Raw genomic sequence first — 25,085 nt, 5'->3', positions numbered from 1 at the left:
ACCATTACATATTCCGTCATTTTATGCCACTTGAAAGAGTATACATTTCAGATTCATTAGGTAAAGCTGAGACAACACTTAAATCTGGCGAGGAAAAGCTGACTAGCTGTGGCCAAGAGCAGAATTACTCGCTTCTTAACTTTTGGAGATGGAGCGTTTCAGACATACTAAGCAATGCAACCAGAGGACGTCTGGCCGAATTCATCGTGGCAACCGCAACAAACATTGATATAAAGCAGGTGCGGGATGAATGGGGTGCCTATGATTTGGAAACACCTGAAGGGGTAAAGGTTGAGGTGAAGTCCGCAGCGTACCTTCAGTCATGGGAGCAGAACAGCCTCTCTAAGATATCCTTCAGCACAAAGCTTTCAAAGCCTTGGGACTGGGAGATAGACAGACGCTCAAACGTGGCTGTTCGCAGTGCCGATGTATACGTCTTCTGCTTGTTGCACCATGTAGATAAGCAGACGGTAAACCCATTGAATATGGACCAGTGGGAGTTCTATGTACTGGCCACGGAAGAATTGAATAATTATAAAAGGAGCCAACACTCCATTACATTGAATTCACTGCGCAGATTGACCAAGTCTGTTTTATATAATGAACTTGAACAGGAAATCAGGGAGAAGGATAAGTTGAAGCAAAAAAATAAAGATTAAAACTAGATTGCCTTTTTTAAACGCATAAACTATTAATTTCCTTTGCCTATCGTCAAGTTGAACTTAATAAAGATAAACCTAGTTTAATCCTTTTAAAGATAATACGCTTTATAAAACTAGGTCTGGGTAAATGATTTGAATACACATTTTTATTAACAGATTATCAATACTTTATAAAATGAAGAAATTACTACTAATTGCATTTTTACAGTTTTTAACAGTTACCTTATTTGCCCAATCTGTTATCGATAAAAAAAATGGGTTTAGGCATTACAAAATTGGAGCAGATTATTCTCTTTATGCAAAAGAGATTTCTTCTAATGCAAGTGGAATTAATAGCTCAACTAAACATTACGGTGTAAAAGAAAAAATTCAGGTAGTTGGACATCCTGCATCAGTTGATTTAGTGTTCGTAAAAAACAAACTCACTGGAATCAATGTAAGGTTTTTAAAAATGGATTCAGATGATTACGATGAAGTTTTGAAAGCCTTAGAGACAGTTTACGGCAAGGCAAAAAATACGGCCTTGGACAGTAATAGACCTTCATATCTAAAAGATGAGGTTGTCAATGTCTGGAATGGTAAGTTGGTAGGCTTGCAATTTAGCCTAGACCAAACGAATTATGAAGGTACAATCACCATTTGGGGTATGAATAAAGTAAAAAGTAATTATGAAGGTGAGTTTTAGGGATTGTAATTAAAAGTACTCTATAATTCATTATAGATATTGCTTATTGTTCTCTTTAATCTTGTCTCATATTCATAAATTGTATGAATACCTTCCATTGAGATTAGTGAAATAAGTAAATGGTTCTCAGAGTCTAGGATGTCCAGAACATCATAATCTTTAATTTCTTCGGTAACGGAAAGGAAACTCATTAAATCGCTCTTATAAGCTTCCAGGCTCCAAGACGGTATTTGCCAATTCCTTTGGTTTATCTTTTTAGTAGAAAGAATTTCGCTATTTATCAAATCTCTAACCTTAGTAGGTGAGACATTGAGTACTTTGGCGGCTTCTGAGGTTGTATAGAACTGTTTATTATTAGTAATGAACAAAGGGTTAGATTCGTGCAGTCTAATTTCAAGTTTTAAATCACCACACAGAATAGAAAGCTTATCTATATTGGTAGATACAAGTTCAAGCATCTTGACCTTGTCTATTGCCACCCCAATTCGGTTGTTTAAAAAGGTGATAGCGTCTGACTTTTGGATACTGTAGTTTTCTAATAGCTCCGTTAAGATTTCTTTTTTATCCATTATTGTAAAACTTAAAGAGTCATGAGTGTGGCAAAGTCTTCCTTGTCTTGTTCTGGTTCAAGTTGGATATACTTATCAAACTCTTTTTCACTGGTATGTCCAGTAAATTGCATAATAGCCCTTTTTGTTTTACCACTTTCATGGTACGCAATTGTAGCGAACGACCTTCTGCCACTATGGCTTGACGCAAGTGTGTAATATTCAACATATTCGACTTGTTCATGATTGCCTCGTCTTTCAATTTGAACAACCATTTTGTCTTTTTCTTTAAGTAGGTTATGATAAAACTGTTTCATAACTACTTTAATGCACTTGTTATACTTACTGTCTGGCATTTTAATGTCGTATTTGTGTTTTTCAAGAAGCTGTATAGCTGATGCATTAGAATTTAAGAGAAATTGGTTTTTTGTTTTCTTGGCTGTTTGTTTGCCCAAGAATACATGGTGTTCTTTTATGGCTTTTAAATCTGAGAGCCTATTTCCAGTAAGGATGCTTATTAGGAAAAAATCTTTCGCTCTTATAAGTATGTCTCTTCCAACGCCTCTTTCCTTAATACTGCCATTGTTTAGTTCTTGATAGGAAGCGTCTTTTATCATAGATTCAAATTCCTCAGAACCAAGCTTTCTAACATCTACCATCCTTCTGAAAGCAAATTCAATGTTGCTGTATTCTCCTATGTTCTTTTCTTTAATAACTGACTTAAATGATTCTATGATTTTGGGGTAGTCAAGGCTGACATGTTTTTCTCTCATCGCCCAAATAATAAAAGACCTGAAGGTGTCAATCCTTTTAAGCAATGTATTGTTGTTCATACCAAAACGAGCATCAAACTTCACTGATTTGCCTAATTCGTGCAGTGGTGTTTCGCCTGCCTGGGAATTAGACTCTCTTTTTGGTTTTAGAAACAAAAGGTAATCAATGAATTCCTCAATGAACTTCCTGTTTATCTCAGTAAAGTAATATTTTCTATTTTTGTAGGTGAAGAATTGAAATAGTGCAGAACTGAAAGCTAAATACAATGATTTCTCATTCCTTTCATCTTTCTTTTGGTATGTAAGGGCATATTCTGAGAGATAATCCCCAATAAAAGTGTAGACTCTTTGTTTTTTATCTTTATAATTTAATAAAAGTGAGTCAAGCTGAACTTTGGTAGGCTTCTGAAGATGTTCCTTTTCAAATTCTTCTATGATTTCCTCAATCTTTAACTGGAAATCGTAAATTTTCTTTTTATCATCTTGGAAGCTTAGTGGGTTAATAGCATTGCTCTTCCTAAGTTCATTATCTTTCAGAAAGGTAGATTTATCTTTAACGTAAACATTGGTTTTGAACCTGCTGACTCCCTTTCTTGAGTAATATACTTTGATGTGATTTTTATCTCCTTCTTTTACTACTATAAGTGATGTGTGTTCACCGACACGTGCCATATCTTCGTCTAAATTTCGTCAAGATAGTCAATATTTAGTCAAAATAACATGTGATAAGTTGTTTAGACTTGTGAGTGAATATAACATAGCGTAATTCGTAAGTGATTGAAAATCAGTTATGTGAATAAATACATCTGGTTTGTATTGTTACTGGTTGTTGTTAAAATGCAGTACCTCCCTCTCCGCAGAATAAAAAAAGAGCCTTGCAACTTAATTGGTGCAAGGCTCTTTTTTATTCAAACGATTTCATTCAAATGCTAGGCATCCTTTGACCGTGGTAAAAAAATTGCCTGCCGTTGACAAGACGGCAGGCAGACAGACAAACAACAAAAAACTAAATCAGGATAAAACACTTTTGCCCGGGGGTAGACGCTAGTGCTTAATGTGACCCTTTATTGATTCTTCGGTGCAAAGCGTTTCACTTAAAGTTCGTGCTTTGTACTGTTACAAAAGTAAGGAGGCCTTGATCTGGGAAAAAGGAAACAATGTGAAAATTATAACTTGGATAAAACATACAAGCCTCTGCACTTTATAAAGTAAACATGCCTTAAAGGCTTAGTTATGAATTGAGTTGTAAGGAAATGATTTATGATCTGTAACGGAGCTTAGACTTTGGTTTTTGAATAATTAGCCCCAAGAGTTTGAAGGCTTAAAATAGAACCGATCAAAAGAATAGCTGGAAATAGTAAAAGCCACCAGCTTTCCAGAGAATATCTGCTTAAGGCAAACATCTTGCCCCATGAAGGTACATCTGCCGGAAGCCCTATCCCTATGAATGCTAACGTAGACCCAATGCCTAGCAAGCCAGAAGCGTTAAAACAAAAGTTGGTGATTAACGGCCTTTTCATAGATGGCCAAAGGTACTGGAGCAACAATCGTGATTTAGGAAGACCCAATGCTCGGCCGGCTTCAAAGAAAGGTTCGTTACTAATTTGCAGTATTTGGGCTCTTGATAGGCGGGCCGGTAGTACCCAATAAGTTACCAAAATCCAGAATCCCATACTCCACAAGGAAGGTGCAGCCAAGGCAGACAACAACAATAGTAGCAACAGTTTAGGGAAGGTGGTCCAAAGGTCCATTATTCTCTGTAAGAAATCATCTACGGGAATATCTAAGCTGTTCCTGGAATCTTGTTTAGTGTGGTATTTTCTAATTAATTGGTAGACACTAAATAGTATCAACAACATGCTTGCTGCCATTAACCAAAAGGAAGTTGGACCTAAGGGTGAAGTCACTATCCAATTAATTTGAATGTAGATGAGTGTGATTATAAATATGCTAGTTACAATAAGTAAAAGCAGGGAAGTAATCCGGATACGCAAAGGTTTTTTAGCGAAGTAAGCCGAAAGGCTTCCAATCAGTAACCCAATGACTGTGGCCCCTATCAACGGCGGGAAAGTTAGCATCCAAGCCGTCTTAGCGCTTGCAAATAGATACCACAAAAGATCTCTTCCTAGCTGGTCTGTCCCTAACCAATTCAGTGAGTTTTGAAAAGGGTATAAAAATGCTTTTTCTGGATGCGCGTTTAGGGAGTTAGGTGGAATGGGGCTGATGGCAATTAACGTGGAGGCACTCATCCAAGCAATAGCCAATAATAATGGCCATGACTTCTTCGCTTTCATTGGAGCTTTGGATAAGGTAATTGCCATTATATAGTTCGCTTTCTAGGATCTAGCAGGGCATTGGTAATATCTGCCAACCACATAAGAACTGTTCTGAACACAAGTAGGAATACAGTGAGCCCTATCACTGTGGGAAAATCCTGCGTCAACAAGGACTGCGCTAACAGACTACCTGTGCCTGGTAAAGAAAAGGTAACTTCTACTATGAGAACCCCCGCTATTAGACTTGCCAGAATATCTGCCACCACTACAACAGCAGAAGCAATGGCATTAGGAATTGCGTGGATGAGTAGGACCTCATGATAGGACAGTCCCTTCGCCAAAGCTGTTCTTAAATACAGTTTACTCTGTTCTTGAAGGATGCTTTGATGAAAAAACAGCGTGAGGTAGGGTAGTAGAAACATGGCTACGCAGAAACTCCCTAAGCTTGTAACCCCCGAAAATGCCAGCGACTCTCCCATGTAGTTGGAAGACAAATCCCCTCCTAGAGTAAGATACAATGCAAAAAATCCTAAGGTTATCATAAAACCGGGCAAGCTGTCCAAGACATACAAGAGCTGAGTAACGCTACTTTTTAGAATAGTTTTCTTGGGTATACTCAACCAAAATCCTACTCCCAAAGAAAATAAGATGGCGATAGCCAAACCAGGCAATCCAATGGCAGCCGACACTTGTAGGGATTCCAAGACTTTATCAGTGACAGGTCTGTAGTCCTTGGCTGAGATTCCAAGGTCACCAGAGAATATTTCCTTTATCCATCTGTTGTATTGGTTGTTGGAGCCTTCCCAATGCAGAATGGGTAGATAATACCAGACAGGAGATGAATCAGCAAGAAGATCCTGCCAGGCCTTAGCTAAAGAAGTCAATCGTTTTTGGCCTGTTTTCTGGGAATTAAGCAAAAACTGGGCTTCTAATTCTCTCTTTTTTGATGGAGTTTGACTGTTAACCCATCCATTTAATAGTTGTGATAACTCTTTAATTTTCACCCTTCCTTGAGGTAAGGCGCTTATTTCTGGAGTGGCTAGCCTCCATTCCTTCAAGAAATTGTCTGTCGCTTTTTCACCATGCCATAATGTGGCCTTGCCGCTAAATGGAATAAGGGTAGTAGGTTGATGTTGATGTAATTGTTCCCCTTTTTCTATTCCATAGGGCTTTATGCTAAAGTAAAACAAGGGTAGGTGGTAGCCCATCCTTTGTTGATATTGGTCTTTAACCTGTTGCCTTATTAAAGAAGATGAATTTCCATAAACCGCAGCATCTACCTCTGACATCCCTTTAGGAGAATGAAAGGCGGGCACCAGCTGGCTTAAAAAGAATAGCGCAGTGACGGTTCCCCAAATGGCTAGTGCCAGTCCAGCAAGCTTTAGGAACAGACGCTTCAGAGGCATGCCTTATTTTTTTAAGACAAACTTTGGCAAATCATAACCTGGCTTTAGGCTAGAAATGATCACTGAATCCACTCTGGTAGAAACGGCTATTTTGTTCTGCTGAAAATAAAGAAACACCATGTTGCTTTCCTTCTGCATTTCTTCCTGCAACTGCTTTAACAAAATGGCTTTGCTTTCTCGTGCGTCTTCCTTGGCAATCTTTTCTAAAAGTTGATCTGTAGTTGCGTTCCCGAAGGATGTAACATTCCCGCCATCTGCGCCACTGCTGGACGTATGCAGTATGGGCATAAGGTTGTAAGAGAAAGGGTTGCCCACAAAGGTTCTTATATACAGGTCATAGGCGCGCTCTTGAAGCCTCTGGGTAATTTGGCTACTCTCAATTCCCTGTAAGGAGACTGGAATGCCTATGGCCTTAGCGTTTTGCTGAAACAGCAGGGCTATGCTCTCAAATTCAGAATTGCCGCCTCTGTACATGAGGGAAAGTTTCAGTTTTAGTTTTTCTTTGCCATTATCCTTGAACCAACCGTCCTCGTTTTTTTGCCAACCGGCTTTCTTTAAGAGTTCTTGGGCTTGTGTCAAGTTAAACGTGATAGGTGCCAGGGAGGCATTGTAATAATGTTTTTCCTCTGGGTGTACCATCCCCACTGTCGGGTTTGCAAATCCTCCCTGTACATTTTTTATGATCACAGGAATGTTCACCAAGCGGCTTAAAGCTTGCCTCGTGGTTTTATCATGCAATTTCTGGGAATCTCCATTCATCCCTAGAAATACCAAGTCAAAGGTTGGCGCCGTGAAAAGTGAAAAGTGCTTTTTGAAGTCGGCATCCTTTTCCATTTCCTGAAAACTTGGCAAAGGGATATTGTCCATCACATCAATCTGTTTGGCTTTCAAGGCCAGTGCCGCTGCTGCATTGTCTTCCAATATCTGAAATTGGATGGTTTGCGGATTGGCTTTATAGGAGGGCGAGGTAGCTTGTAGTGCATCTCCCCACCACTCTTTCTTTTTGGCAAGGGTGAGGTATTGCCCATTGTTCCAAGATACTAACTTATAAGGACCACTGCCCCGCACCCAGGCCGTGTCTCTGGCCATTCTAGGATGACTTATTTCTTGGGCAAGTGCTTTAAATTCGGGGCTGCTGGCTAGTGAGTCATACTTACTTTTTAGCAACGGAAGAGAAAAATCTGCCAATCTGCCTTTTGCGTCGAATTTATGCGCTGGCAACACAAAAAAGTCTCCCGTAAGCAGTTTCATTTCTGGCGTATAACCAGAACATACAATGGCAAAGGCTAACGGATCCTCCTTTGATAGCTGTAAATCCTTAATGAAATGATACTGCGCACGCCAACGCTCATTGTCAAGCAAAGGGCTGTATAGGAGTTTAAGTGAAAAGGCAACGTCTAACGCTGTTACTTGTCTGCCATCATCCCATCTAGCCTCTGGCCTTATTTGATAAGTAAAATAGGATAGGCTATCCTCTATCTTGACAACCGGGAGGCCTTTAGCCAACAAAGGTTGTATTTCTTTGGACCCTATCTCTACCGTAAGTAGGCTTTGATAAATAAGGTTGATAAGTTGCAGCGCGTGTGCATTGCCGTAGCTTAGCGGATGCAATGATTCTGGATCGTGGGGGAGCCTGATCCGGAGAGGTGTTTCTTTATTAGAGGAAGAAGTACAGGCCAGCTGGTACAAAAGCAACCAGAGTAAGCCTAAGGAAAGAAGTTTTTTCATTGATTGCAGATGCATGGATGCCCTGCTCAATATTACAAAACTTGATTCAAATTAAGGGTACAGAATAGATAGAATAAAGAAAGCGGACGGTGGGGAAGGCCCGCTCTCCTTGATTAGTCTTTGTTATCCCAGGTACCCGTGCCACCATAACTTTCAGTGCCTTCAGATTCTTCAGAATCATTTGTTGTATCACCAGTAGTATTGGTGTTAGTAGTTTGGGTGGTATTGGTGCTAGTAGAGGAAGTGTTATTGGTTTGTTTTTGAGCGGTGCCACCTGTCAACAGGCCTAATTGTAAGAGCAGAGCAATTAATAATTCTACCATGTTTCGTTTTATTTATTTGTCTATATCAAAGATGAATGATATATGTACTCAATAAAAGGAAAGGATGTTGTGTTTGGTAACTAGCAAAATTATGGGCATAATTATGATAATTAACAGTAAGCCCTTGTAATTGCCTTTCTAAAAGGATTTTGATATCAAATAATAGACCTTAATTTAGTAAATTGTAACCAAGTGTTTGATTCTTATTTTGTTAAATCTTATACAAAGTAATTACTAAGGTCTGAAGTTCCCAATTTACCATGTATAAGAAAATACAAGAAGCAAATGGAAGAGCTGAAAAAACTGGTACAGATTATTCAAAAACGGGGAGCGTCTGATTCTCAGCTATTGAATTTTAAACTGAAGCGTCCTAACAAGGAGTGGCTTCTTTTTGATGGTTTAGCCAATGGCCTCATCAAAAGTGAAGAAGATGCCTTGTCTCTCCTTTATCCAGAAGACAGTTCTACTGCTGCTTTTAAAATGGTGAAGTCAAGGTTAAGGAAGAAATTGATGAATCAATTATTCTTTCTTGATTTCCAGGGGAATAGCATCAAGAGCTCTCATACTTTGGAGCAGGAGTGTTTGGCCAAATTATACCAAGCCAGAGTGCTCATCAACTCAGGGGCCTATGATTTATCATTGCCTCTCTTAAGGCAAGTGCTAGCTACAGCTCAAGACTATGATTTTAATGATATAGCTTCCTTGGCCTTAAGGTCCCTGCTTCATACTTATACCCACTTAGGCGAACGTACTCTTTTTTACAAGGTAAATGAGCAACTCAAAGAACTGGTTCCAATCCTATCAGCCGACCAAGAAGCTGAGCGGTTGTTTCTTGAGTCTAAAGTAGAGCTAAATCATTCCATATCTGCCAGAAAAAACCACCTGGCAAAAGTTGAATCTGTTTTAAAGAGGTTAGAAGAATTATGGTTGCAGGCACAATCGTACCCTACGTTTGACTATTACTACCTTCTCTCCATTTGGGCACAGGAACTCTCTGGTAACTTCCATGAAATAGTAGAACTGACCAATGCTTCAGAGGAGTTGCTTCAATCCAAAAAAGTGAATGCTGAACGGTTTGACCATAGGTATAACAAGTTTATACAGGTATATGCCCACTTAAGAGCCAAAAAGCTAGAGGAGGGCATAAGATTGGCGAGCCAGTATGAGGCTTCTTTTAACCCGTCCAGTAATAACTGGTTTGCTTTTATGGAGAACTATACCCTCTTGGCATTGCATGCACGTCAGTATGAAATTGCCCATATGGTTTTGCACAAAGTGTTAAGCAACCCCTTTTTCAAGAAGATTACCAGAATGGCCCAAGAGAGATGGAGCTTGTTTGAGGCTTATTTGCATCTAGTGGCTCCACAGCGGGACAAACCATTTAAATGGCAAAACCTAGTCCAAAATGTACCCAGTTACAGCAAGGATAAGGAAGGATTCAATGTGGCTATCTTAATTCTGCAAGTGCTTTACTATGTAGATATGCTAGATACAGAGGCACTAGAGTATAGGATGGAGGCCTTGAAGAAATATGCTCATAAACACTTTAAGGATAGTTTTAGTGAGCGTAGCCGAATTTTCTTTAAGCTACTAGCTTTAGTGGTGAAAGCAGATTTTGATTACATAGTGGCTCAAAAGAAAGGGGAAAATTTGTGCCTTAAGCTACAGAATACCAATCCACCCGGTGATGCCTATGCTGAGATAGAAATTATTCCTTATGAGCACCTGTGGGAATTAATCATAGAACGACTAAAAAAACGAGAAGAATAAGTGAAGGTATCAAAACTGGATTCGGTACCCTAAATAAGGATAGATACCTAATTGGTAATAGATTTTAGCTTTGTTCTCCTCCAAATCCCAACTATAATAAAGCTCATTTCTGGTGTTGAGGAAATTGTCTGCCGCCGCAAAGATCCAATGAGTGGTCTTTTGAGTATTCAATTGATAAGAAAGCCTTACATCTGCCCTAAAGTAGTCTTTGAGTTGAGGAAGGTACGCATTGGCCACATCATAATGCAATCTGTCAGTGGGCTCATTGATGGTTCTTTCCTCATCAATAGGGATGTACCTTCGGCCGCCAGAGAAATTTATTCGCAGGTCTAAGGATAGGAGATGTCGCTTCTCCAGGTCCAGTTGGAACTCCTTACCCAGCAATACATTAGAAATATAGCCTACGCTGAAGGTGGTAGGCCGTTCTTTTCCGTCCCCACCCGTGAACCTGGACTGCATCAAGGTAAGGTTGCCTAAAGCATAGAAGCCCTTTTTTAAAAATCGTTCCAAGGTCAGTTCTAGGCCATAGTTTCTGCCATAGCCTTCGCTTACCACACTGTCTACAGTCACAAAACTATACTCCGTCCCTTGGTTGACCATGGAGAAGGCTTCTTCACCGGCGCGTTTGCTTATGGGAACATGATAATGTTTTTGGTAATAAGCTTCTGTCTTAAAACGCCAAGCAGTGTTGATGCTATAATTATACCCTGCCACCACCTGACTGCTTCTGGTGAAGTCTAACTTGTTATACGGCTGGTTGAACCGCTCCCCAGAAGGATCAAAAAATTTGTATTCATAATACACCAAAGGCTGGGTCTGGCTATGTAATCCAGCTGCTACATACACCCTATGCGCATCAGTTATATAGTAATTGGCAGAGATTCTAGGTTCTAAGGACCATTTCCCTCCAATTGAGAAAAGCTGACTGTGCAACCCCACCTGAACATCAAACATAGGGGAGAAGGAGTAACGGCTTTGCATATATCCTTGCCAAATAGCAGCTGATCCTTGGGCATCTAATGGGATCTCATAGGCATCACGCAAGTCATAGTACACAATCTCCTGATTGTTGTAGTACATCTTCTGCCAAGAGGCACCTGTCTTGAAAAGCAGTTTTTGAGAAAATTTGTGCGTGAGGTTCCAGCGGGTAATATACTGTTGCTCATAGTTGCGAAGATAATAGGAGAGCCTGGTCGTTCTGTTTCTAAAGGTAGCGGTGGTGGTAGCTTCTACCTGACTACCAGAACTTGAAAAAATGAGCTCTGAAATGGTCTTTGGGGTGAGGGTATAGATATGCCGTAAGCCCGAGGCATACATTCTATTGGTAAGGGTAGGTTCTGTTCTAAATCGCACTTTTCCCCAGGTGGTTGTATCTGGGTCAAAGTCCATGACTGTTATGTTACTGGTTCCCCCAATTCCCCATAAGGTAAACGTGCCTGCCTTGGGTGTAGGCATTTCTATTTTAAAGGAACCGTCCTGGTATTTGGGTAGTCCGTTGAAACCAATATCTATTCCCAGCTTTTCTAAAGGCTGAAAAGTGAAAAGCCGCATACTTCCCAGAAAGGAACCACCCCATTGTCTACTCAAAGGGCCCTCGGTAACAATCTCCAACCCATTCAATCCAATTTGCAGGGTGTTTTCAAACTTTTGATTATTGCCTGTGCGCATCTTCACATCCATAACGGCCCCTATGCGGTTGCCATATTCTGCGGGAAAAGCGCCTGTCAGAAAATCTGAGCTGGCCAACAAATTGTTATTCAATAAGCTAAAGGCCCCACCAGAATTGGGAGTGAAGGTAAAGTGATTGGGGTTAGGGATTTCAACGCCCTCTAATCGCCATAGAACGCCTAAAGGGGAGTTACCTCTCACAATTAAATCATTCCGTTGGTCAGAGGCATTTAGGACGCCTGCATAATTGGCAGCCATTCGGCTAGGGTCCTGCCTAGAACCGGCAAACCTGTTTATCTCATCAGTTCTGAGTGTATGGACACTAGAGACTATCAATTGATTTTGAGGCAAGGATTTGTCGCTTTCCGCCTCAATGACAATTTCCATCCCGGGCGTTAGGCTCTCTTCTAATGTAGCCGTTACAACGGCCTCTTTGCCTGCCACCACCAGTAGGTTGGAGATTTCAGCTTCTTGGTAGCCAATATAGGAGATGCGCAAGATATGCCGGCCAATGCCCACCTTAGGAATAAGGAAGGAGCCATCATCCCGGGTGCTTACGACACGGATGGGTGTCTCAGAAGCAAGAATTACGGTAGCGCCAACCAATGGAGTTTGAATGGCCGCATCTAGTACCTTCCCCCGGATACTTTGAGTATAGGGTTTGGGTGTGCTGTTTGCTAGTGCTTCTACGTCTTGCCGAAGCACCACCTGGTCACCAATAATCTGGTAAGTAAGGTTTAAACAAGAGGTGAGTTGCCTTAGGGCTTTATCTACGTTAACAGGATTGGAATTGCACGTTACTAAAGTGGAGAGATCTACCTGTTCATTGCTATAAGAGAAATGCAACTTATAGCGGTCTTCCAAATCCTGCAAGACTTTGGATAGAGGTACCCGGCTGTACTGGAAACTGATTTTTTTTGGAGTGCCCGTTTCCAAGGCTTGTCCGGCAACATCCTCCCCAATTAACAGGAGAAGAAGCCAGAACATAAAAAGCGTCTTGAATTTCGGCAGACCCATAAATACTGGAGCAGAACTAGGTGCCGGGGGCGGCAAGGGATTTACCGCAAATTGAGATTTTTAATGAAAAAATACAACAGCAGAGAGGTGCCTAATCTAGAAAAGAACCAGTTTTTCTTTGGGCCTTTTGCTACTTATTGCTGTCTATCAATTTGCCCGAACTGGTGGTGTAGATAGAGAGGTAAAGGGGTTGGCCTGTATAGTAAACATTTCCACTTCCTGTGATTATTACGTCAAAGTGATCCTTCACCCAAACCTGCTGATAACCAGAACCGGTTAAAGTGGTTTTTGCCGTGTCACTTGCCATGGAGAATCCTCTTATTCGGCCGGATCCGCTGTGGGTGGTTTCTAAGTAAGAAGTGCTTCCAAACAAGTCAATATCACCAGAACCAGAGTGCAATAAGTACATCTCCTTGAGGTTACCAGAGTAGTCTATTAAACCAGAACCAGAAAGGCTAACTCTTAACTTAGAGGATGTAGGAACAGACTTAACATATACCTGGCCAGAGCTTTTAAGCTCAACGCTCTCCACATCTGGCATGTTCACAAAGATTTTGGCCTCTTCATCCATGTATTCTAAACAGGAGGCAGAGTTGATGACCAATGTCTTGCCTACTACCTCCACCTTTATCTCTTTGCTAATGTTTTGGTAAGTCTCTACCGTCACATGTTGAGGTCCCTGTTGAATGAACACCTTGCCAGGAATGCGCATGTCCACCCCAGTAAAATAAGGCACGTCCCGTACTTCTTCCCTCATTTCCCCATCGCCTTGTAAGCAAGGCCCTTCCCCCATAATGTCACAAGAGGAGAGCGCTATTACTAAGCCAAGACAAACACTCAAAAAAGGGGAAGAAGGTAATTTCATGGGAATGTACTTGACGTAAGCTTATTGACAGCCTTGGCCAGAGATTAGGTAATTATTAGGCGAAGTTTGTGAAATGGCAAAACCGTTAGAGGCAGCCAGTACCGCCAAAACCTCCTTCAATTCAGGATGGAGGAAAGTGCCTGTAAAGGTACATGCCTGTAAGCCTTTGTTGGCAAGCGTAATGTCAATGTTGAAGTAATTCTCTAGAGTTGATTCAATGTCTGATAGAGACGCACTTTCAAACTGGATGGTTTGCCAAGAAGTGGCTAAGTCACCAACGGTTTTTGTTTTCTCCACACTACCATTTGACTGAATTCTACCCGTAAAGCCAGGCGTCAAAATCACTTTCTTGTCAGTGACTAACGAAGCGAATGACACTTTACCCGTGGCAACAGTCACTATTACCTCTTTAGCTTCTTTTAAGGCTTTTACATTAAAAGAGGTCCCTAATACCTTGGTTTGGGTTTGGTTGCTATTGATGAGGAAGGGTTGTTTTGGGTTTCTCTTTACGTCAAAAAAGCCTTCACCAGTAAGTTCAACTATACGTTCATCACCTTTGAAAGCTGCCTGGTAGCGTAACGTTGAATTCTCGTTCAAGACCACTTTGCTACTATCTGGCAGGTAGAATACTTTTCTTTCACCAGTAAGGGTGGCTACTTGCGACCAAGATTCAGAAGAACCAAACTGGGTGTATCCTAGCCAGGCAAGGCCCGCTGCTAAAACAAACAATGCCGCATATTTGGTAAGGCTTCCCCAATTAAACATTGGACGCACAACAGCTTCTTGTGGTTGAGCAGCAGCAAGGGTAGGTGGGTTCAATTCCGCTTTTGCACAGAATTTATCCCAGGCCATTGCCACGTTTGGCTCAAAGTTTTGGTTCTGGGCGGTGCCTACTTTTTGCCAAGCCTCCGTAGCTTCTGCCCATTGGATGGCATGCGCCTCCTCTTGGCCAAGCCAGGCGGCGAAGGCTATTTGTTCCTCATCAGACAGCTCTCCGCGAAGGGCTTTCGCCATTAAGACCCATTCTGGGTTTTCATGGGTGACAGGTGTGGTGTGTGTCATGTTGCTTGTAAGACAGATGAAGGTGGGAGCACCCCTATCTTCAAATGGAAAAAATATTGTTTTTCTGCTAACCTAAGTAGGTACAGTTGTTTATACGCCAATGAAAAAAGCCAATAACAGCAAACTCAACAGCCGCTCCCGAAGAATCCTGAGGGCTTTCCCCATTTGGTTTTCTACGGTTTTAGGCGAAATCTGCAGTGATTCGGCAATTTCTTTATAGGTCAATTCCTCAAAACGAGACATTTCAAAGACCAGGCGGCATTGCGGTGGCAATACGGCCAACGCCTGCTGCACTTTGATTTCCATCTCAGAGCCTTCCACCAAGTCCATGGTGGTATTAGCCGAGAATGCCTCCTCAAAAGGTGAAGTGTCTTCGGTCAGCACCATTCGTTTCTGCTTTTCTAGGTAGTTTAAGGATTGGTTGGTGACTGACCGTACCAGGTAGGCTTTATAAGAGGTAGTGACCTCTAGGACTTCGCGGTTCTGCCAGATTTTACAGAACACTTCCTGCACCAGGTCCTCTGCGGCTTCTGTGTCTTTAGTGAAGCGCACAGCAGTACGGCAAAGCAAACCGTAGTATTGCTTGAATAGCGTCTCCATGAACAAAGCCTCATTGGTTTTGAGCAGGTGGTGTAAGTCTTGGTCTGGGTTTGGAACAGGAGAACCCATAAGTAGCATGATTAAAGTAGCTTGCAAAGATAAAAGAAGCAGAGAGGGTTCCTATTTTTGTGAGGATTAAATCGTGGTTTAGGCGTTTAAAAGAAAGATTTTACGTAACTAGCTTTACTATGCGCTTGGCGGGTGCCAGCTACTTCTCTATGGATAAACTAATTAAAAACGACCCCAAAATCACGCGGGCCTGGTGCTTTTATGATTGGGCCAATTCCGTCTATTCACTGGTTATTACCACGGCAATCTTTCCTATCTATTACGTGGCGCTCACCAAAAAGGAAACCGGTGACCAAGTCAGTTTCTTTGGTTTGGACATATCGGCTTCAGTGCTCTACAGTTATGCCTTGACGGGGGCTTTTTTGATAATTGCATTTCTAAGTCCGTTGCTTACGGCCTTGGCAGACTCTGGTGGCAATAAGAAATCCTTTATGCGATTTTTCTGTTATATGGGCTCCATGGCGTGCATGGGCTTGTTCTTTTTTACAGAGCAGACGTTTTCAATTTCGGTCTTGCTGTTCATGATTGCGGCCATTGGCTACAGCGGTAGTATTGTGTTTTACAATGCGTATCTACCTGAGATAGCAACTGAGGACCAGTTTGATAAGCTTAGTGCCAGAGGCTTTTCCTTGGGTTACATTGGCAGCATGATTTTGCTGATCGTGTCTTTGGTTTTGGTTCTCTTTCCTGAAACCGTTGGCATTTCTGATTCTGCCTTGCCTGCCCGCATATCGTTTCTGATGACGGGGTTGTGGTGGTTTGGATTTGCGCAATACTCCTTTGCGTACCTGCCGCACAACCCTTACCAAAAAGAGACCAAAGGCAATTTCCTGCTGAATGGATTTAGAGAATTAGGTATTGTCTTACGACAACTCAAGCACCTGCCCTTGCTCAAGCGCTTTTTATTAGCCTTTTTCTTTTACAACATGGGCGTGCAGACGGTAATGTACGTGGCGTCTTTGTTTGGTTCTAAAGAGCTTAACCTACCAACCGAGTCCTTAATTACTGTATTGCTGATTATACAAGCAGTGGCCATTGGCGGGGCGTATTTCTTTGCCTGGCTTTCTGGCCGCATTGGCAATATTAAGGCCATTGCCATAACTGTGATCGTGTGGGTGGGAATTACCATTGCCGCTTATTTCATCACGACAGGGACCCAGTATTACGTGCTGGCTTTTGTGGTGGGCGCCGTGATGGGAGGGATACAGGCTTTGTCCAGGTCAACATACAGCAAACTGCTGCCAGAAACCACCGACCATGCCTCTTACTTCAGTTTCTATGACATCTGTGACAAGGTGGGCTTGGCCTTGGGAAGTTTGGCGTTTGGGGTAACCCAACAGATCTTCGGGTCTATGCGCAACAGTATCTTGACTTTGTTGGTCTTCTTTGTGATTGGGCTGATCATCCTGCTTACCATCAAAAGCCGGAAACTCTCTGGAGTGGAAGAGCAGGTGCCGGTCTTAGCTTAAAGCTCGATAAACTTTTAAAGCCTCCGTTTTTGGCCTACTTTCCAGAAAGTAGGCCAAAAACGGAGGCTTAATATTTGGTATCAATATCAATTAATTTGACAGTTGTAAGTCGCTGATTGGAATCTTGATTAAGAATTGAAACGCTTACCTATGCGTATACTGGAGGCTTTTGCAGGAGTACGAAACTTAAGTCTGTAAATAAAAACGCCACTCTTTACGAAGTGGCGTTTTTAGCTTGTTTTCTGGAAAAGAGCAGAAAAATGAGATTACTTTTTGCCGTAAACCCTTTCGCCGTTCACATAGGTGGCGAGCACTTTCACGTCGCGTAGGGCTTCTGGTTTAGCGGTCATGATGTCCTGCTCAAGAATCACGAAGTCAGCAACTTTCCCTACTTCCAGGCTGCCTTTCTGGTTTTCCTCGAAGTTGGCGTAGGCGGCCCATATGGTGGTGCCACGTAAGGCTTCTTCTCTGGTCAGAGCATTGTCCATCTGGAACCCGCCTTTCGGGTAATTCTTAGCGTCTTGTCTGGCCACGGCCGCATGGAAACCAAACAACGGATTGATATGCTCTACCGGAAAGTCTGAGCCCAACGGAATCATGTTGTTCTGCTGTAGCAATGCTTTGAATGCATACGCATGCTTCAATCTGTCCATGCCTAGACGGTCACCGGCCCAGTACATGTCTGAAGTGGCGTGCGTAGGTTGCACGGATGGCAGGATGCTGTATTTGCCGAACAAAGGAACATCAGCCGGGTTTACGACCTGCGCGTGCTCTATGCGCCAGCGTCTGTCGTTCTTGCCTTTTAGCAGGTTACCGTAAATCTGCAAGATGGTGCGGTTGGCAGAATCCCCGATGGCGTGCGTGTTCATCTGAAAGTTGTGCTTGTACAACTCATCTGCCAGGTCTTTGTACTCTTGTAGCTTCAACAACAGAAAACCGGTCTCGTCTTTTTTATCTGCGTACGGGTGCAACAGACAAGCGCCCCTGGAACCCAATGCACCATCACCGTACACCTTGAAAGACCGCACGTTCAATCTATCTGTGGTGTATGGGCCGTTTTTGAAATAATGCGCTTTGTTCTCTGGGGTAGGACTTAGCATCGCATACACCCGAATCTTCAACTCCTCCTTTTTCTGAAGCGAATCAATCAAATCCACGGAGGCCTTAGGCAAACCGGCATCCACCACAGACGTTAAGCCCACAGCGAACAAGTTCTGCTCCGCTTCCTTCAAAACCTGGGTGTACTCCGCAGAAGTTAAGGCCGGAATCTTTGATACCACCAGATCCGCGGCACGGTCCACTAGTATACCGGTTAACTTTCCATCCTTGATTTCAATCTTGCCGCCCGTCACTTGTGGAGTCTTGGCCGTTACGCCTGCCAGGTCCAAAGCTTTCTGGTTGGCCAGGGAGGCGTGTCCGTCCACGCGTTCAATGATAACCGGGGTGTCTGGGAATAGCTTGTCCAGTGTATCTTTAGTTGGGAACTGCTTTACCTGCCAGTCGTTCTGGTCCCAGCCGCGTCCCGTCAACCAAGCCGCCGATGGATATTCCTGACGGTGCTTTTGCAAACGCTGCACTACCTCAGAAAAGGAAGTGGTACCTACCAAGTCAGCTTCGCGCTGGTTGGTGGCATAGCCTACAAAGTGGGCATGTGCATCTATAAAGCCCGGATAAAGGGGATTCCCTTGAGCATCTATTTCCTCAGTGGCTTTGTATTTAGCTTTCAGCTCATCATTGGTGCCAACAGCTACAATCTTCCCGTTTTTCACGGCGATGGCTTGGGCTTTGGCAAACTCTTGGTTGACCGTGTAGACATTGGCGTTGTACACCAATAAATCAGCCTGGTCACCGCTGGTGCCTTTGCAGGAGGAGAGGAGCGAAGCGGACAAAAGGGCCCCAAGGCCCCAATGCGTCAGTTTCTTAGTCATAGCGCAAGTGTTTCACAGACTCACCAGAGTCTCTAAGCTCTAACAAGGAATCAATGCCAATCTGCAAGTGACGGGTCACGTAATCTGCGGTTACCTTCAAGTCGCTTTCAGAGGTTTTCACGCCGTCTGGCGTCATAGGGTTGTCAGAAACCAGCAAGAGCGCGCCATGCGGAATCTCATTGATAAAGCCCACCACAAAGATGGTAGCCGTCTCCATGTCCACGCCCAATGCTCTGATGGAGCGTAAATACTCCTTGAACTTCTCATCATGCTCCCAAACGCGGCGATTGGTGGTGTAAACCGTACCCGTCCAGTAATCCAGCTCGTGCTTTTTGATCATGGAAGAAACCGCACGCTGTAAACGGAAAGAAGGCAAAGCCGGAATTTCTGGCGGAAGATAGTCATTGGACGTACCCTCGCCTCTGATGGCCGCAATTGGCAGGATCAAATCACCTAGCTTGGATTTTTTCAAACCACCGCATTTGCCTAGGAACAAAGCAGCCTTTGGCTTAACGGCAGAAAGCAAATCCATCACCGTGGCGGCCATAGCGCTTCCCATCCCGAAGTTGATGATGGTGATGTTCTCTGCGGTGGCGGTTTGCATGGGCTTGTCCAAGCCTTTCATCTCTACGCCGAACTGCTCAGAGAACATGACCACGTAATTCAGGAAGTTGGTCAACAGGATGTATTCGCCAAACTCATCTAATGGCCTGCCCGTGTAGCGGGGCAACCAGTTCTCTACAATGTCTTTTTTTGTCTTCATAGTCTATTTTTTGCTCTAATTCAGGAAAACACCCGGTAAACGGAATCTCAACAAATGCTACCTTTGAGGGATGGAGCAGCTGACGTTACCGGCGTTTAATTACAAACTTAAGGATTCTGGAGGTAAAACCTGTATTTACGACATAGTGCGTAAGAAATGGTTAGTCTTAACTCCAGAGGAATGGGTACGGCAGCACGTGGTTCACTTTCTGCACCAGCACCTCCAATACCCCTTGGGCCTCATGGGCCTGGAAAGAGGCACTACTTACAACAAACTCCAGAAGCGTACCGATCTCTGTGTCTTTGATCAGCAAGGAGCCCCTTTGCTACTAGTGGAATGCAAAGCCCCGCACGTGTCCTTGACCACCACTACCATTCAACAAGTGGCCGTCTATAACCAGACTATCAAAGCCCCCTACCTCTTCATCAGCAACGGCCTGCATCACTACTGCTGGCAAGTAGCCGATGACGGCACCAGTCTGACTGCCCTTGAAACACTCCCAACATTCTCCCAGCTCCAAATTGAGTTGGATGCCTTACGGAAATAATTAGCCTAGTGTTGACAGAAGAATCATTTTTGGCCTAATTCCCAGAAAACACGCCAAAAGTGAAATCCTTACCTCTTTATAAATACAGAAGCGCCTCCCAATTCTCATTAGGAGGCGCTTCTTGTATAACTAAGGCAAGCTTATGCTAAAACTTCCTCCACTTTTACCAATGGTAGGTTAAAGGCCTCTGCTACACCTGGATATACTACTTTGCCGTCCACTACGTTCAAGCCAAGTTTCAGCTCGTCGCGCTCTTGGCAAGCCTGCTTCCAGCCTTTGTTGGCTAGCAACAAAGCGTAGGGAAGAGTAGCGTTGGTCAAGGCTAGGGTAGAGGTGTAAGGAACCGCACCTGGCATGTTGGCTACGCAGTAATGTACTACGTCGTCAATGATGAAGGTTGGATTCTCATGGGTAGTTGGCTTACAGGTTTCAATGCAACCTCCTTGGTCAACGGCAACGTCCACCAGAACGGTACCTGGCTTCATGTCTTTCAACATGTCACGTGTAATCAAGTGAGGAGCCTTCGCGCCTGGGATCAATACCGCGCCAATGATCAAATCAGCGGTTTTGATGGCCTCTTTGATGTTGTAATGATTAGACATTACGGTGGTCACGTTGGCTGGCATGAAATCATCCAGTTCGCGCAAACGCTTCAAACTGATGTCCATGATAGTAACACGGGCCCCAAAGCCAGCAGCAATCTTAGCTGCCTGGGTACCTACAATACCACCGCCCAATACCAATACATTGGCTGGAGGAACACCTGGTACGCCACCAAGCAAGATACCGCGGCCTTTCAATGGCTTCTCTAAATACTTAGCGCCTTCCTGCGGAGCCATACGGCCCGCCACTTCGCTCATTGGAATCAACAAAGGCAAAGAACGGTCTTTCAACTCAACGGTTTCATAAGCCAAGCAAGTTGCTTTACGCTCAATCATGGCGTGCGTCAAGGGCTCATAAGAGGCAAAGTGGAAATACGTGAACAGCAACTGGCCTTCTTTGATCAGGCTGTATTCCTGCTCAATCGGCTCTTTTACCTTCACAATCATCTCCGCGATGGCATACACTTCTTCAATGGTAGGAAGAATGGTGGCGCCGGCGCCTACATACTCTTCATCTGGGAAGCCGCTTCCGTTACCGGCAGTTGCCTGCACGTACACAGTGTGGCCGTTTTTAACAAACTCTGCCACGCCACCCGGGGTAAGGGCCACCCGGTTTTCGTTGTTTTTAATCTCCTTTGGAAGACCTATTATCATTATATGAAAAATTTAAAAGATGTAGAATTTGCGGCAAATATACGCCAACCCTCTAGCAATTTTGCAAGTAACCGCCCATTTAATAGCAGTTTAAAATTTTGGAGGTCGTTTTTAGGCTATTTTCTCAAAAACAGGCTAAAACCAAAAATGGCTTTAAATAAAAAAAGGCAGAAGCTGCGCTCCTGCCATTAGTACAAAATAAAACTATGAAAAAACTATTTAAAAGGGACACTGCCCTTGTTAACCTTTACTGCGCTTTGCTTAGCTAAGCTTTCCACCACTTTGGCCTTTAAGGTAAGTTTGTTGGTTGAGCCGGTGATGTCATTAGAAGTCAATGTTACCGTCTCTATTCTGTCTTGCAACACCTGCGGATTGTAAGTTAGTTCCAACTTAGCAGATTGTCCTGGCTTTACAACGGCAGGAGCCAACTTGTAAGTTACACAGTTGCAAGCAGTTTGTACGCCCGTTACGTTTAAATCACTTTTTCCAGTGTTTTTCAAGGTAAACTTGGCAGTTACTTTTTGGCCTTTCTCTACCTTGCCAAAGTCATAAGTAGAACTGGTCAATTCAATTTTTGGGGAGGCCGCCAATTGCTCTGGGGTATGCGCCGGAGCGGCAGGGGCACTTGACACTGTTCCTTTAATGAACAGCATCTGCGTTTCTGGGTTGGCGTTAGAAGTAATGGTCAAGGCTTTGTTAAAAGCACCTGGACGACCAGCGGTATTGTAACCCGCTTTGATTACGCTGGTGGCACCTGGCACAATGGGGTCTTTAGACCACTCTGGCGTAGTACAGCCGCAAGACGCCTGCACATGGCTGATGATGACTGGAGCGTTGCCCGTGTTCTTTACTTTAAATTCATAGGTAGCCACACCGCCTTCTTTGATGGTGCCAAAGTCATGCGTCTCTTTCTCAAAAGACAAGACTCCTTGCGCAGAGGCAAAACCCTGTGTCAGCACTACCAGTGCCAGCGCCAGAAAAAGATAGATTTTCTTCATAGTAAATAAGTGTTAAGTTCCTTTAGGAGGCCTTGTTAGGGGCAAAACAAAATTACGAAAAATTAGTTCGATGTACTAACAATGAAACAGCAGACTGTGCGTGAAAAGGCTATAATTCTTGAATATGGCACAAAACTTACGTAAGTTTGGTTGTAAAAATCCATACAGGACACATAGAATCTTATCCTACAGAGCATGCAAACCGTTGAACGGACCAATCAGCTTTCCTTGTCAGTAGATGAAATGTTGCAAGACTACCGCATTGCCTGCGAAAGCCGCCAAGCCAGCCTAGCCGGCCGCAAGGAAGTTTTTATGGGCAAGGCCAAATTCGGGATCTTCGGAGACGGCAAAGAAGTGGCCCAGTTGGCCATGGCCAAATTTTTCAGGCCCGGTGATTTCCGTTCTGGTTACTATCGTGACCAGACGTTCATGTTTGCCATTGGTGCGCTTACTCTTCAACAATACTTTGCCCAGTTATACGCCCACACAGACGTAGAACAGGAGCCTTCCACAGCCGGAAGAGCCATGAACGGTCACTTCGGGACGCGTTTGTTGGATGATGAGGGCAACTGGAAACGCCAAACCGACACCAAGAACTCCAGCTCAGATATTTCCCCTACGGGCGGGCAGATGCCCCGGTTGTTAGGCTTGGCTTATGCTTCAAAATTATACCGTCAGAACGCAGAATTGCACCAGTTTGATGATTTCTCCATCAATGGCAATGAGATAGCCTACGGCACCATTGGCAATGCCTCCACTTCTGAGGGCATGTTCTTTGAAGCCATCAACGCCGCGGGCGTGCTGCAGGTACCTATGCTGATGTCGGTGTGGGATGATGGTTATGGTATTTCGGTGCCGGCCCATTACCAAACCACCAAAGGCAGCATCTCAGAGATTCTGGCCGGTTTTCAGCGCAATGCGCCGGGTGAGCAGGGTTATGAAATTTACAAAGTGAAAGGCTGGGATTATGCTGGTCTGTGCGAAGTCTATCAAAACGCTTCTTCGGTTTGCCGCGAAGAGCACGTGCCGGTGTTGGTGCACGTAGAAGAAGTAACCCAACCACAAGGCCACTCCACCTCAGGCTCGCATGAGCGCTACAAATCACAAGACCGCTTGGCCTGGGAAAGTGAGTTTGACTGTTTAAAGCAAATGCGCATCTGGCTACTGCAAAACGGTTTCGCCACAGAGACAGATTTAGACCAAATTGAAGCTGAGGCCAAAGAAGCCGTAAAAGTAGCCCGCGTGGCCGCTTGGAACGCGTTCAATGAAGGCATCGTAGCCGGTCATAAGGACTGTGTGCATTTGCTGGAGAATCTATCTGGCAGCATTGAAGCCCACGCTTCTGAGGTAGCCGCCATTAAAGAAGAATTGGAGAAAACCACCGTTCCTATTCGTTCTGACGCGGTGAAAGCCGCTCGCAAAGCGTTGCGGTACGTGCGTAATGAAAAAACCGCGGCTAAACGGGAGTTGGTAAAATGGTTAGAAACCGCCCAAGGAGAGAACGCGGATCGTTTCAACTCTTATTTATATAGCCAGTCAGAAGAATCTGCCCTATTGGTAGAGGAAATCAAACCAGAATACACCGAGGACAGCCCCACCGTAGATGCCCGTGAGGTACTACAAGCCTGCTTTGACGCTATGCTGGCCCGTGACCCACGCGTGTTTGCCATTGGTGAGGACGTTGGCAAGATAGGCGACGTGAACCAAGCCTTCGCTGGTCTGCAAGATAAATATGGTGATTTGCGCGTCACGGACACGGGTATTAGAGAATGTACCATAATAGGGCAGGGCATAGGTGCCGCTTTACGTGGACTACGTCCTATCACTGAGATTCAGTACTTGGATTACCTATTATATGCCATCCAGATCTTGTCTGATGATGTAGCCTGCTTGCAGTACCGGACCAAAGGCGGACAGAAAGCGCCTTTAATTGTGCGTACGCGTGGCCATAGACTGGAAGGTATCTGGCACTCGGGTTCACCTATGGGCATGATTCTGCATAGCTTAAGAGGCATGCACGTGTTGGTGCCCCGTAACATGACCCAAGCCGCTGGATTTTACAACACTTTGTTGAAATCAGATGAGCCAGCCTTGGTGATTGAGTGCTTGAACGGCTACCGCTTAAAAGAGCGCATTCCGGCTAACATTGGCGAGTTCACCGTTCCTTTGGGCCAGCCCGAGGTACTGCGTGCTGGTACAGACATTACCATTGTGACCTACGGTTCAATGTGCCGCATTGTCATGGACGCCGCCGAGCAGTTACAGGAGTTCGGGATTTCTGCCGAGGTGATAGACGTACAGACCTTGTTGCCATTTGACATTCACCATACCATCACGGATTCCATCAGAAAGACCAACCGTGTGTTGTTCGCAGATGAAGACGTGTCTGGCGGAGCCACGGGCTTTATGATGCAGAAGGTGGTTGACGAGCAGGAGGCATGGCGCTGGTTGGATTCTAAGCCACAGGCCTTGTCGGCGCATGATCACCGTCCGCCATATTCTTCAGACGGAGACTACTTCTCTAAACCAAATGCTGAGGACGTGTTTGAAACAGTCTACGCTATCATGCATGAGGCAGACCCAGAAGCGTTTCCGGCCATAATGTAAATTGCAATGATATAAAAGAGAAGGGCCCGCTGGTAATCCAGCGGGCCCTTCTCTTTTATGGCTAT

20 protein-coding genes are annotated in these 25,085 nt (G+C 44.1%); 6 read left to right on the top strand and 14 right to left on the bottom strand.

Annotated features, from left to right (window positions below):
- Nucleotides 1–23 precede the first annotated feature (23 nt).
- Nucleotides 24–659: a hypothetical protein gene (locus TH61_RS16200; RefSeq protein ID WP_071887863.1), complete on the top strand. Its 636-nt coding sequence runs from the start codon at nucleotides 24–26 to the stop codon at nucleotides 657–659.
- Nucleotides 660–837: 178 nt separating this feature from the next.
- Nucleotides 838–1,347, top strand: a complete 510-nt coding sequence (locus tag TH61_RS16195; protein ID WP_066511588.1) for a hypothetical protein — start codon at nucleotides 838–840, stop codon at nucleotides 1,345–1,347.
- A 20-nt stretch (nucleotides 1,348–1,367) separates the two neighbouring features.
- On the opposite strand, the gene TH61_RS16190 is transcribed toward TH61_RS16195, so the two are convergent.
- The 6 genes from TH61_RS16190 to TH61_RS16165 all read right to left on the bottom strand — a co-directional run bounded on the left by TH61_RS16190 (nucleotide 1,368) and on the right by TH61_RS16165 (nucleotide 8,401).
- Nucleotides 1,368–1,916, bottom strand: a complete 549-nt coding sequence (locus TH61_RS16190) for a helix-turn-helix domain-containing protein (RefSeq protein ID WP_066511586.1) — start codon at nucleotides 1,914–1,916, stop codon at nucleotides 1,368–1,370.
- An 11-nt stretch (nucleotides 1,917–1,927) separates the two neighbouring features.
- Complete coding sequence (locus TH61_RS16185) at nucleotides 1,928–3,340, bottom strand: phage integrase SAM-like domain-containing protein (protein ID WP_066511584.1); 1,413 nt, start codon at nucleotides 3,338–3,340, stop codon at nucleotides 1,928–1,930.
- A 605-nt stretch (nucleotides 3,341–3,945) separates the two neighbouring features.
- On the bottom strand, nucleotides 3,946–4,989 hold the full coding sequence (locus TH61_RS16180; RefSeq protein ID WP_066511583.1) for an ABC transporter permease: 1,044 nt from the start codon (nucleotides 4,987–4,989) through the stop codon (nucleotides 3,946–3,948).
- On the bottom strand, nucleotides 4,989–6,350 hold the full coding sequence (locus tag TH61_RS16175) for an ABC transporter permease (protein WP_066511582.1): 1,362 nt from the start codon (nucleotides 6,348–6,350) through the stop codon (nucleotides 4,989–4,991). The genes TH61_RS16180 and TH61_RS16175 overlap by 1 nt, the downstream gene beginning before the upstream one ends.
- Nucleotides 6,351–6,353: 3 nt before the next feature.
- Complete coding sequence (locus tag TH61_RS16170; RefSeq protein ID WP_197464057.1) at nucleotides 6,354–8,078, bottom strand: ABC transporter substrate-binding protein; 1,725 nt, start codon at nucleotides 8,076–8,078, stop codon at nucleotides 6,354–6,356.
- Between the two features lie 113 nt (nucleotides 8,079–8,191).
- Nucleotides 8,192–8,401: a hypothetical protein gene (locus TH61_RS16165; RefSeq protein ID WP_066511578.1), complete on the bottom strand. Its 210-nt coding sequence runs from the start codon at nucleotides 8,399–8,401 to the stop codon at nucleotides 8,192–8,194.
- Nucleotides 8,402–8,686: 285 nt separating this feature from the next.
- Between TH61_RS16165 and TH61_RS16160 the strand changes: the two genes are divergently transcribed.
- Nucleotides 8,687–10,171: a hypothetical protein gene (locus TH61_RS16160; protein WP_066511577.1), complete on the top strand. Its 1,485-nt coding sequence runs from the start codon at nucleotides 8,687–8,689 to the stop codon at nucleotides 10,169–10,171.
- Between the two features lie 9 nt (nucleotides 10,172–10,180).
- On the opposite strand, the gene TH61_RS16155 is transcribed toward TH61_RS16160, so the two are convergent.
- The 4 genes from TH61_RS16155 to TH61_RS16140 all read right to left on the bottom strand — a co-directional run bounded on the left by TH61_RS16155 (nucleotide 10,181) and on the right by TH61_RS16140 (nucleotide 15,452).
- Nucleotides 10,181–12,826, bottom strand: coding sequence for a carboxypeptidase regulatory-like domain-containing protein (locus tag TH61_RS16155; RefSeq protein ID WP_197464056.1), 2,646 nt, complete (start codon nucleotides 12,824–12,826; stop codon nucleotides 10,181–10,183).
- A 160-nt stretch (nucleotides 12,827–12,986) separates the two neighbouring features.
- Nucleotides 12,987–13,613 (bottom strand): head GIN domain-containing protein, encoded by a 627-nt coding sequence (locus TH61_RS16150; RefSeq protein WP_066511573.1) that lies wholly within the window; start codon nucleotides 13,611–13,613, stop codon nucleotides 12,987–12,989.
- 129 nt (nucleotides 13,614–13,742) lie between these two features.
- Nucleotides 13,743–14,783 carry a FecR domain-containing protein gene (locus TH61_RS16145; protein ID WP_082780407.1) on the bottom strand — a complete coding sequence of 347 codons (1,041 nt, stop codon included), beginning with the start codon at nucleotides 14,781–14,783 and terminating at the stop codon, nucleotides 13,743–13,745.
- Nucleotides 14,784–14,873: 90 nt separating this feature from the next.
- Nucleotides 14,874–15,452 carry an RNA polymerase sigma-70 factor gene (locus tag TH61_RS16140; RefSeq protein ID WP_066511569.1) on the bottom strand — a complete coding sequence of 193 codons (579 nt, stop codon included), beginning with the start codon at nucleotides 15,450–15,452 and terminating at the stop codon, nucleotides 14,874–14,876.
- Between the two features lie 149 nt (nucleotides 15,453–15,601).
- Between TH61_RS16140 and TH61_RS16135 the strand changes: the two genes are divergently transcribed.
- A complete protein-coding gene (locus tag TH61_RS16135; RefSeq protein WP_066512971.1) occupies nucleotides 15,602–16,921 on the top strand; it encodes an MFS transporter in 1,320 nt (439 codons plus the stop codon).
- Nucleotides 16,922–17,187: 266 nt separating this feature from the next.
- On the opposite strand, the gene TH61_RS16130 is transcribed toward TH61_RS16135, so the two are convergent.
- Both TH61_RS16130 and TH61_RS16125 read right to left on the bottom strand, forming a co-directional pair.
- Nucleotides 17,188–18,849, bottom strand: coding sequence for an amidohydrolase (locus TH61_RS16130; protein WP_066511568.1), 1,662 nt, complete (start codon nucleotides 18,847–18,849; stop codon nucleotides 17,188–17,190).
- A complete protein-coding gene (locus TH61_RS16125) occupies nucleotides 18,842–19,612 on the bottom strand; it encodes an AMP nucleosidase (RefSeq protein WP_066511566.1) in 771 nt (256 codons plus the stop codon). Before TH61_RS16125 ends, TH61_RS16130 begins: the two co-directional genes overlap by 8 nt.
- A 145-nt stretch (nucleotides 19,613–19,757) precedes the next feature.
- Here TH61_RS16125 and TH61_RS16120 point away from each other — a divergent pair, with 145 nt between their 5' ends.
- The gene (locus TH61_RS16120; protein ID WP_231862240.1) at nucleotides 19,758–20,159 is read left to right on the top strand and encodes a type I restriction enzyme HsdR N-terminal domain-containing protein; all 402 of its coding nucleotides are present in this window, start codon (nucleotides 19,758–19,760) and stop codon (nucleotides 20,157–20,159) included.
- A gap of 140 nt (nucleotides 20,160–20,299) precedes the next feature.
- Here TH61_RS16120 and ald read toward each other — a convergent pair whose 3' ends face one another.
- Nucleotides 20,300–21,415: an alanine dehydrogenase gene (gene ald / locus TH61_RS16115; RefSeq protein ID WP_066511563.1), complete on the bottom strand. Its 1,116-nt coding sequence runs from the start codon at nucleotides 21,413–21,415 to the stop codon at nucleotides 20,300–20,302.
- Between the two features lie 215 nt (nucleotides 21,416–21,630).
- Nucleotides 21,631–22,413, bottom strand: a complete 783-nt coding sequence (locus TH61_RS16110; RefSeq protein ID WP_066511561.1) for a DUF1573 domain-containing protein — start codon at nucleotides 22,411–22,413, stop codon at nucleotides 21,631–21,633.
- A gap of 195 nt (nucleotides 22,414–22,608) precedes the next feature.
- Between TH61_RS16110 and TH61_RS16105 the strand changes: the two genes are divergently transcribed.
- The gene (locus tag TH61_RS16105) at nucleotides 22,609–25,020 is read left to right on the top strand and encodes a thiamine pyrophosphate-dependent enzyme (RefSeq protein WP_066511560.1); all 2,412 of its coding nucleotides are present in this window, start codon (nucleotides 22,609–22,611) and stop codon (nucleotides 25,018–25,020) included.
- Nucleotides 25,021–25,085: the final 65 nt, after the last annotated feature.

The organism is Rufibacter sp. DG15C (genome assembly GCF_001577755.1).
Taxonomy (GTDB): domain Bacteria; phylum Bacteroidota; class Bacteroidia; order Cytophagales; family Hymenobacteraceae; genus Nibribacter.
Note: the sequence above shows the minus strand (reverse complement) of the source record. Positions and strands in the feature narration are given on the sequence as shown.

What these genes read in the sequence shown, in the direction of transcription:
- TH61_RS16160 (WP_066511577.1), top strand. Translation starts at nt 8,687, where the DNA reads ATGGAAGAGCTGAAAAAACTGGTACAGATTATTCAAAAACGGGGAGCG.
- TH61_RS16110 (WP_066511561.1), bottom strand. Translation starts at nt 22,413, where the DNA reads ATGAAGAAAATCTATCTTTTTCTGGCGCTGGCACTGGTAGTGCTGACA.
- TH61_RS16130 (WP_066511568.1), bottom strand. Translation starts at nt 18,849, where the DNA reads ATGACTAAGAAACTGACGCATTGGGGCCTTGGGGCCCTTTTGTCCGCT.
- TH61_RS16165 (WP_066511578.1), bottom strand. Translation starts at nt 8,401, where the DNA reads ATGGTAGAATTATTAATTGCTCTGCTCTTACAATTAGGCCTGTTGACA.
- ald (WP_066511563.1), bottom strand. Translation starts at nt 21,415, where the DNA reads ATGATAATAGGTCTTCCAAAGGAGATTAAAAACAACGAAAACCGGGTG.
- TH61_RS16140 (WP_066511569.1), bottom strand. Translation starts at nt 15,452, where the DNA reads ATGGGTTCTCCTGTTCCAAACCCAGACCAAGACTTACACCACCTGCTC.
- TH61_RS16105 (WP_066511560.1), top strand. Translation starts at nt 22,609, where the DNA reads ATGCAAACCGTTGAACGGACCAATCAGCTTTCCTTGTCAGTAGATGAA.
- TH61_RS16180 (WP_066511583.1), bottom strand. Translation starts at nt 4,989, where the DNA reads ATGGCAATTACCTTATCCAAAGCTCCAATGAAAGCGAAGAAGTCATGG.
- TH61_RS16135 (WP_066512971.1), top strand. Translation starts at nt 15,602, where the DNA reads ATGGATAAACTAATTAAAAACGACCCCAAAATCACGCGGGCCTGGTGC.
- TH61_RS16175 (WP_066511582.1), bottom strand. Translation starts at nt 6,350, where the DNA reads ATGCCTCTGAAGCGTCTGTTCCTAAAGCTTGCTGGACTGGCACTAGCC.
- TH61_RS16195 (WP_066511588.1), top strand. Translation starts at nt 838, where the DNA reads ATGAAGAAATTACTACTAATTGCATTTTTACAGTTTTTAACAGTTACC.
- TH61_RS16170 (WP_197464057.1), bottom strand. Translation starts at nt 8,078, where the DNA reads ATGAAAAAACTTCTTTCCTTAGGCTTACTCTGGTTGCTTTTGTACCAG.
- TH61_RS16185 (WP_066511584.1), bottom strand. Translation starts at nt 3,340, where the DNA reads ATGGCACGTGTCGGTGAACACACATCACTTATAGTAGTAAAAGAAGGA.
- TH61_RS16190 (WP_066511586.1), bottom strand. Translation starts at nt 1,916, where the DNA reads ATGGATAAAAAAGAAATCTTAACGGAGCTATTAGAAAACTACAGTATC.
- TH61_RS16125 (WP_066511566.1), bottom strand. Translation starts at nt 19,612, where the DNA reads ATGAAGACAAAAAAAGACATTGTAGAGAACTGGTTGCCCCGCTACACG.
- TH61_RS16150 (WP_066511573.1), bottom strand. Translation starts at nt 13,613, where the DNA reads ATGAGGGAAGAAGTACGGGACGTGCCTTATTTTACTGGGGTGGACATG.
- TH61_RS16145 (WP_082780407.1), bottom strand. Translation starts at nt 14,783, where the DNA reads ATGACACACACCACACCTGTCACCCATGAAAACCCAGAATGGGTCTTA.
- TH61_RS16155 (WP_197464056.1), bottom strand. Translation starts at nt 12,826, where the DNA reads ATGTTCTGGCTTCTTCTCCTGTTAATTGGGGAGGATGTTGCCGGACAA.
- TH61_RS16200 (WP_071887863.1), top strand. Translation starts at nt 24, where the DNA reads ATGCCACTTGAAAGAGTATACATTTCAGATTCATTAGGTAAAGCTGAG.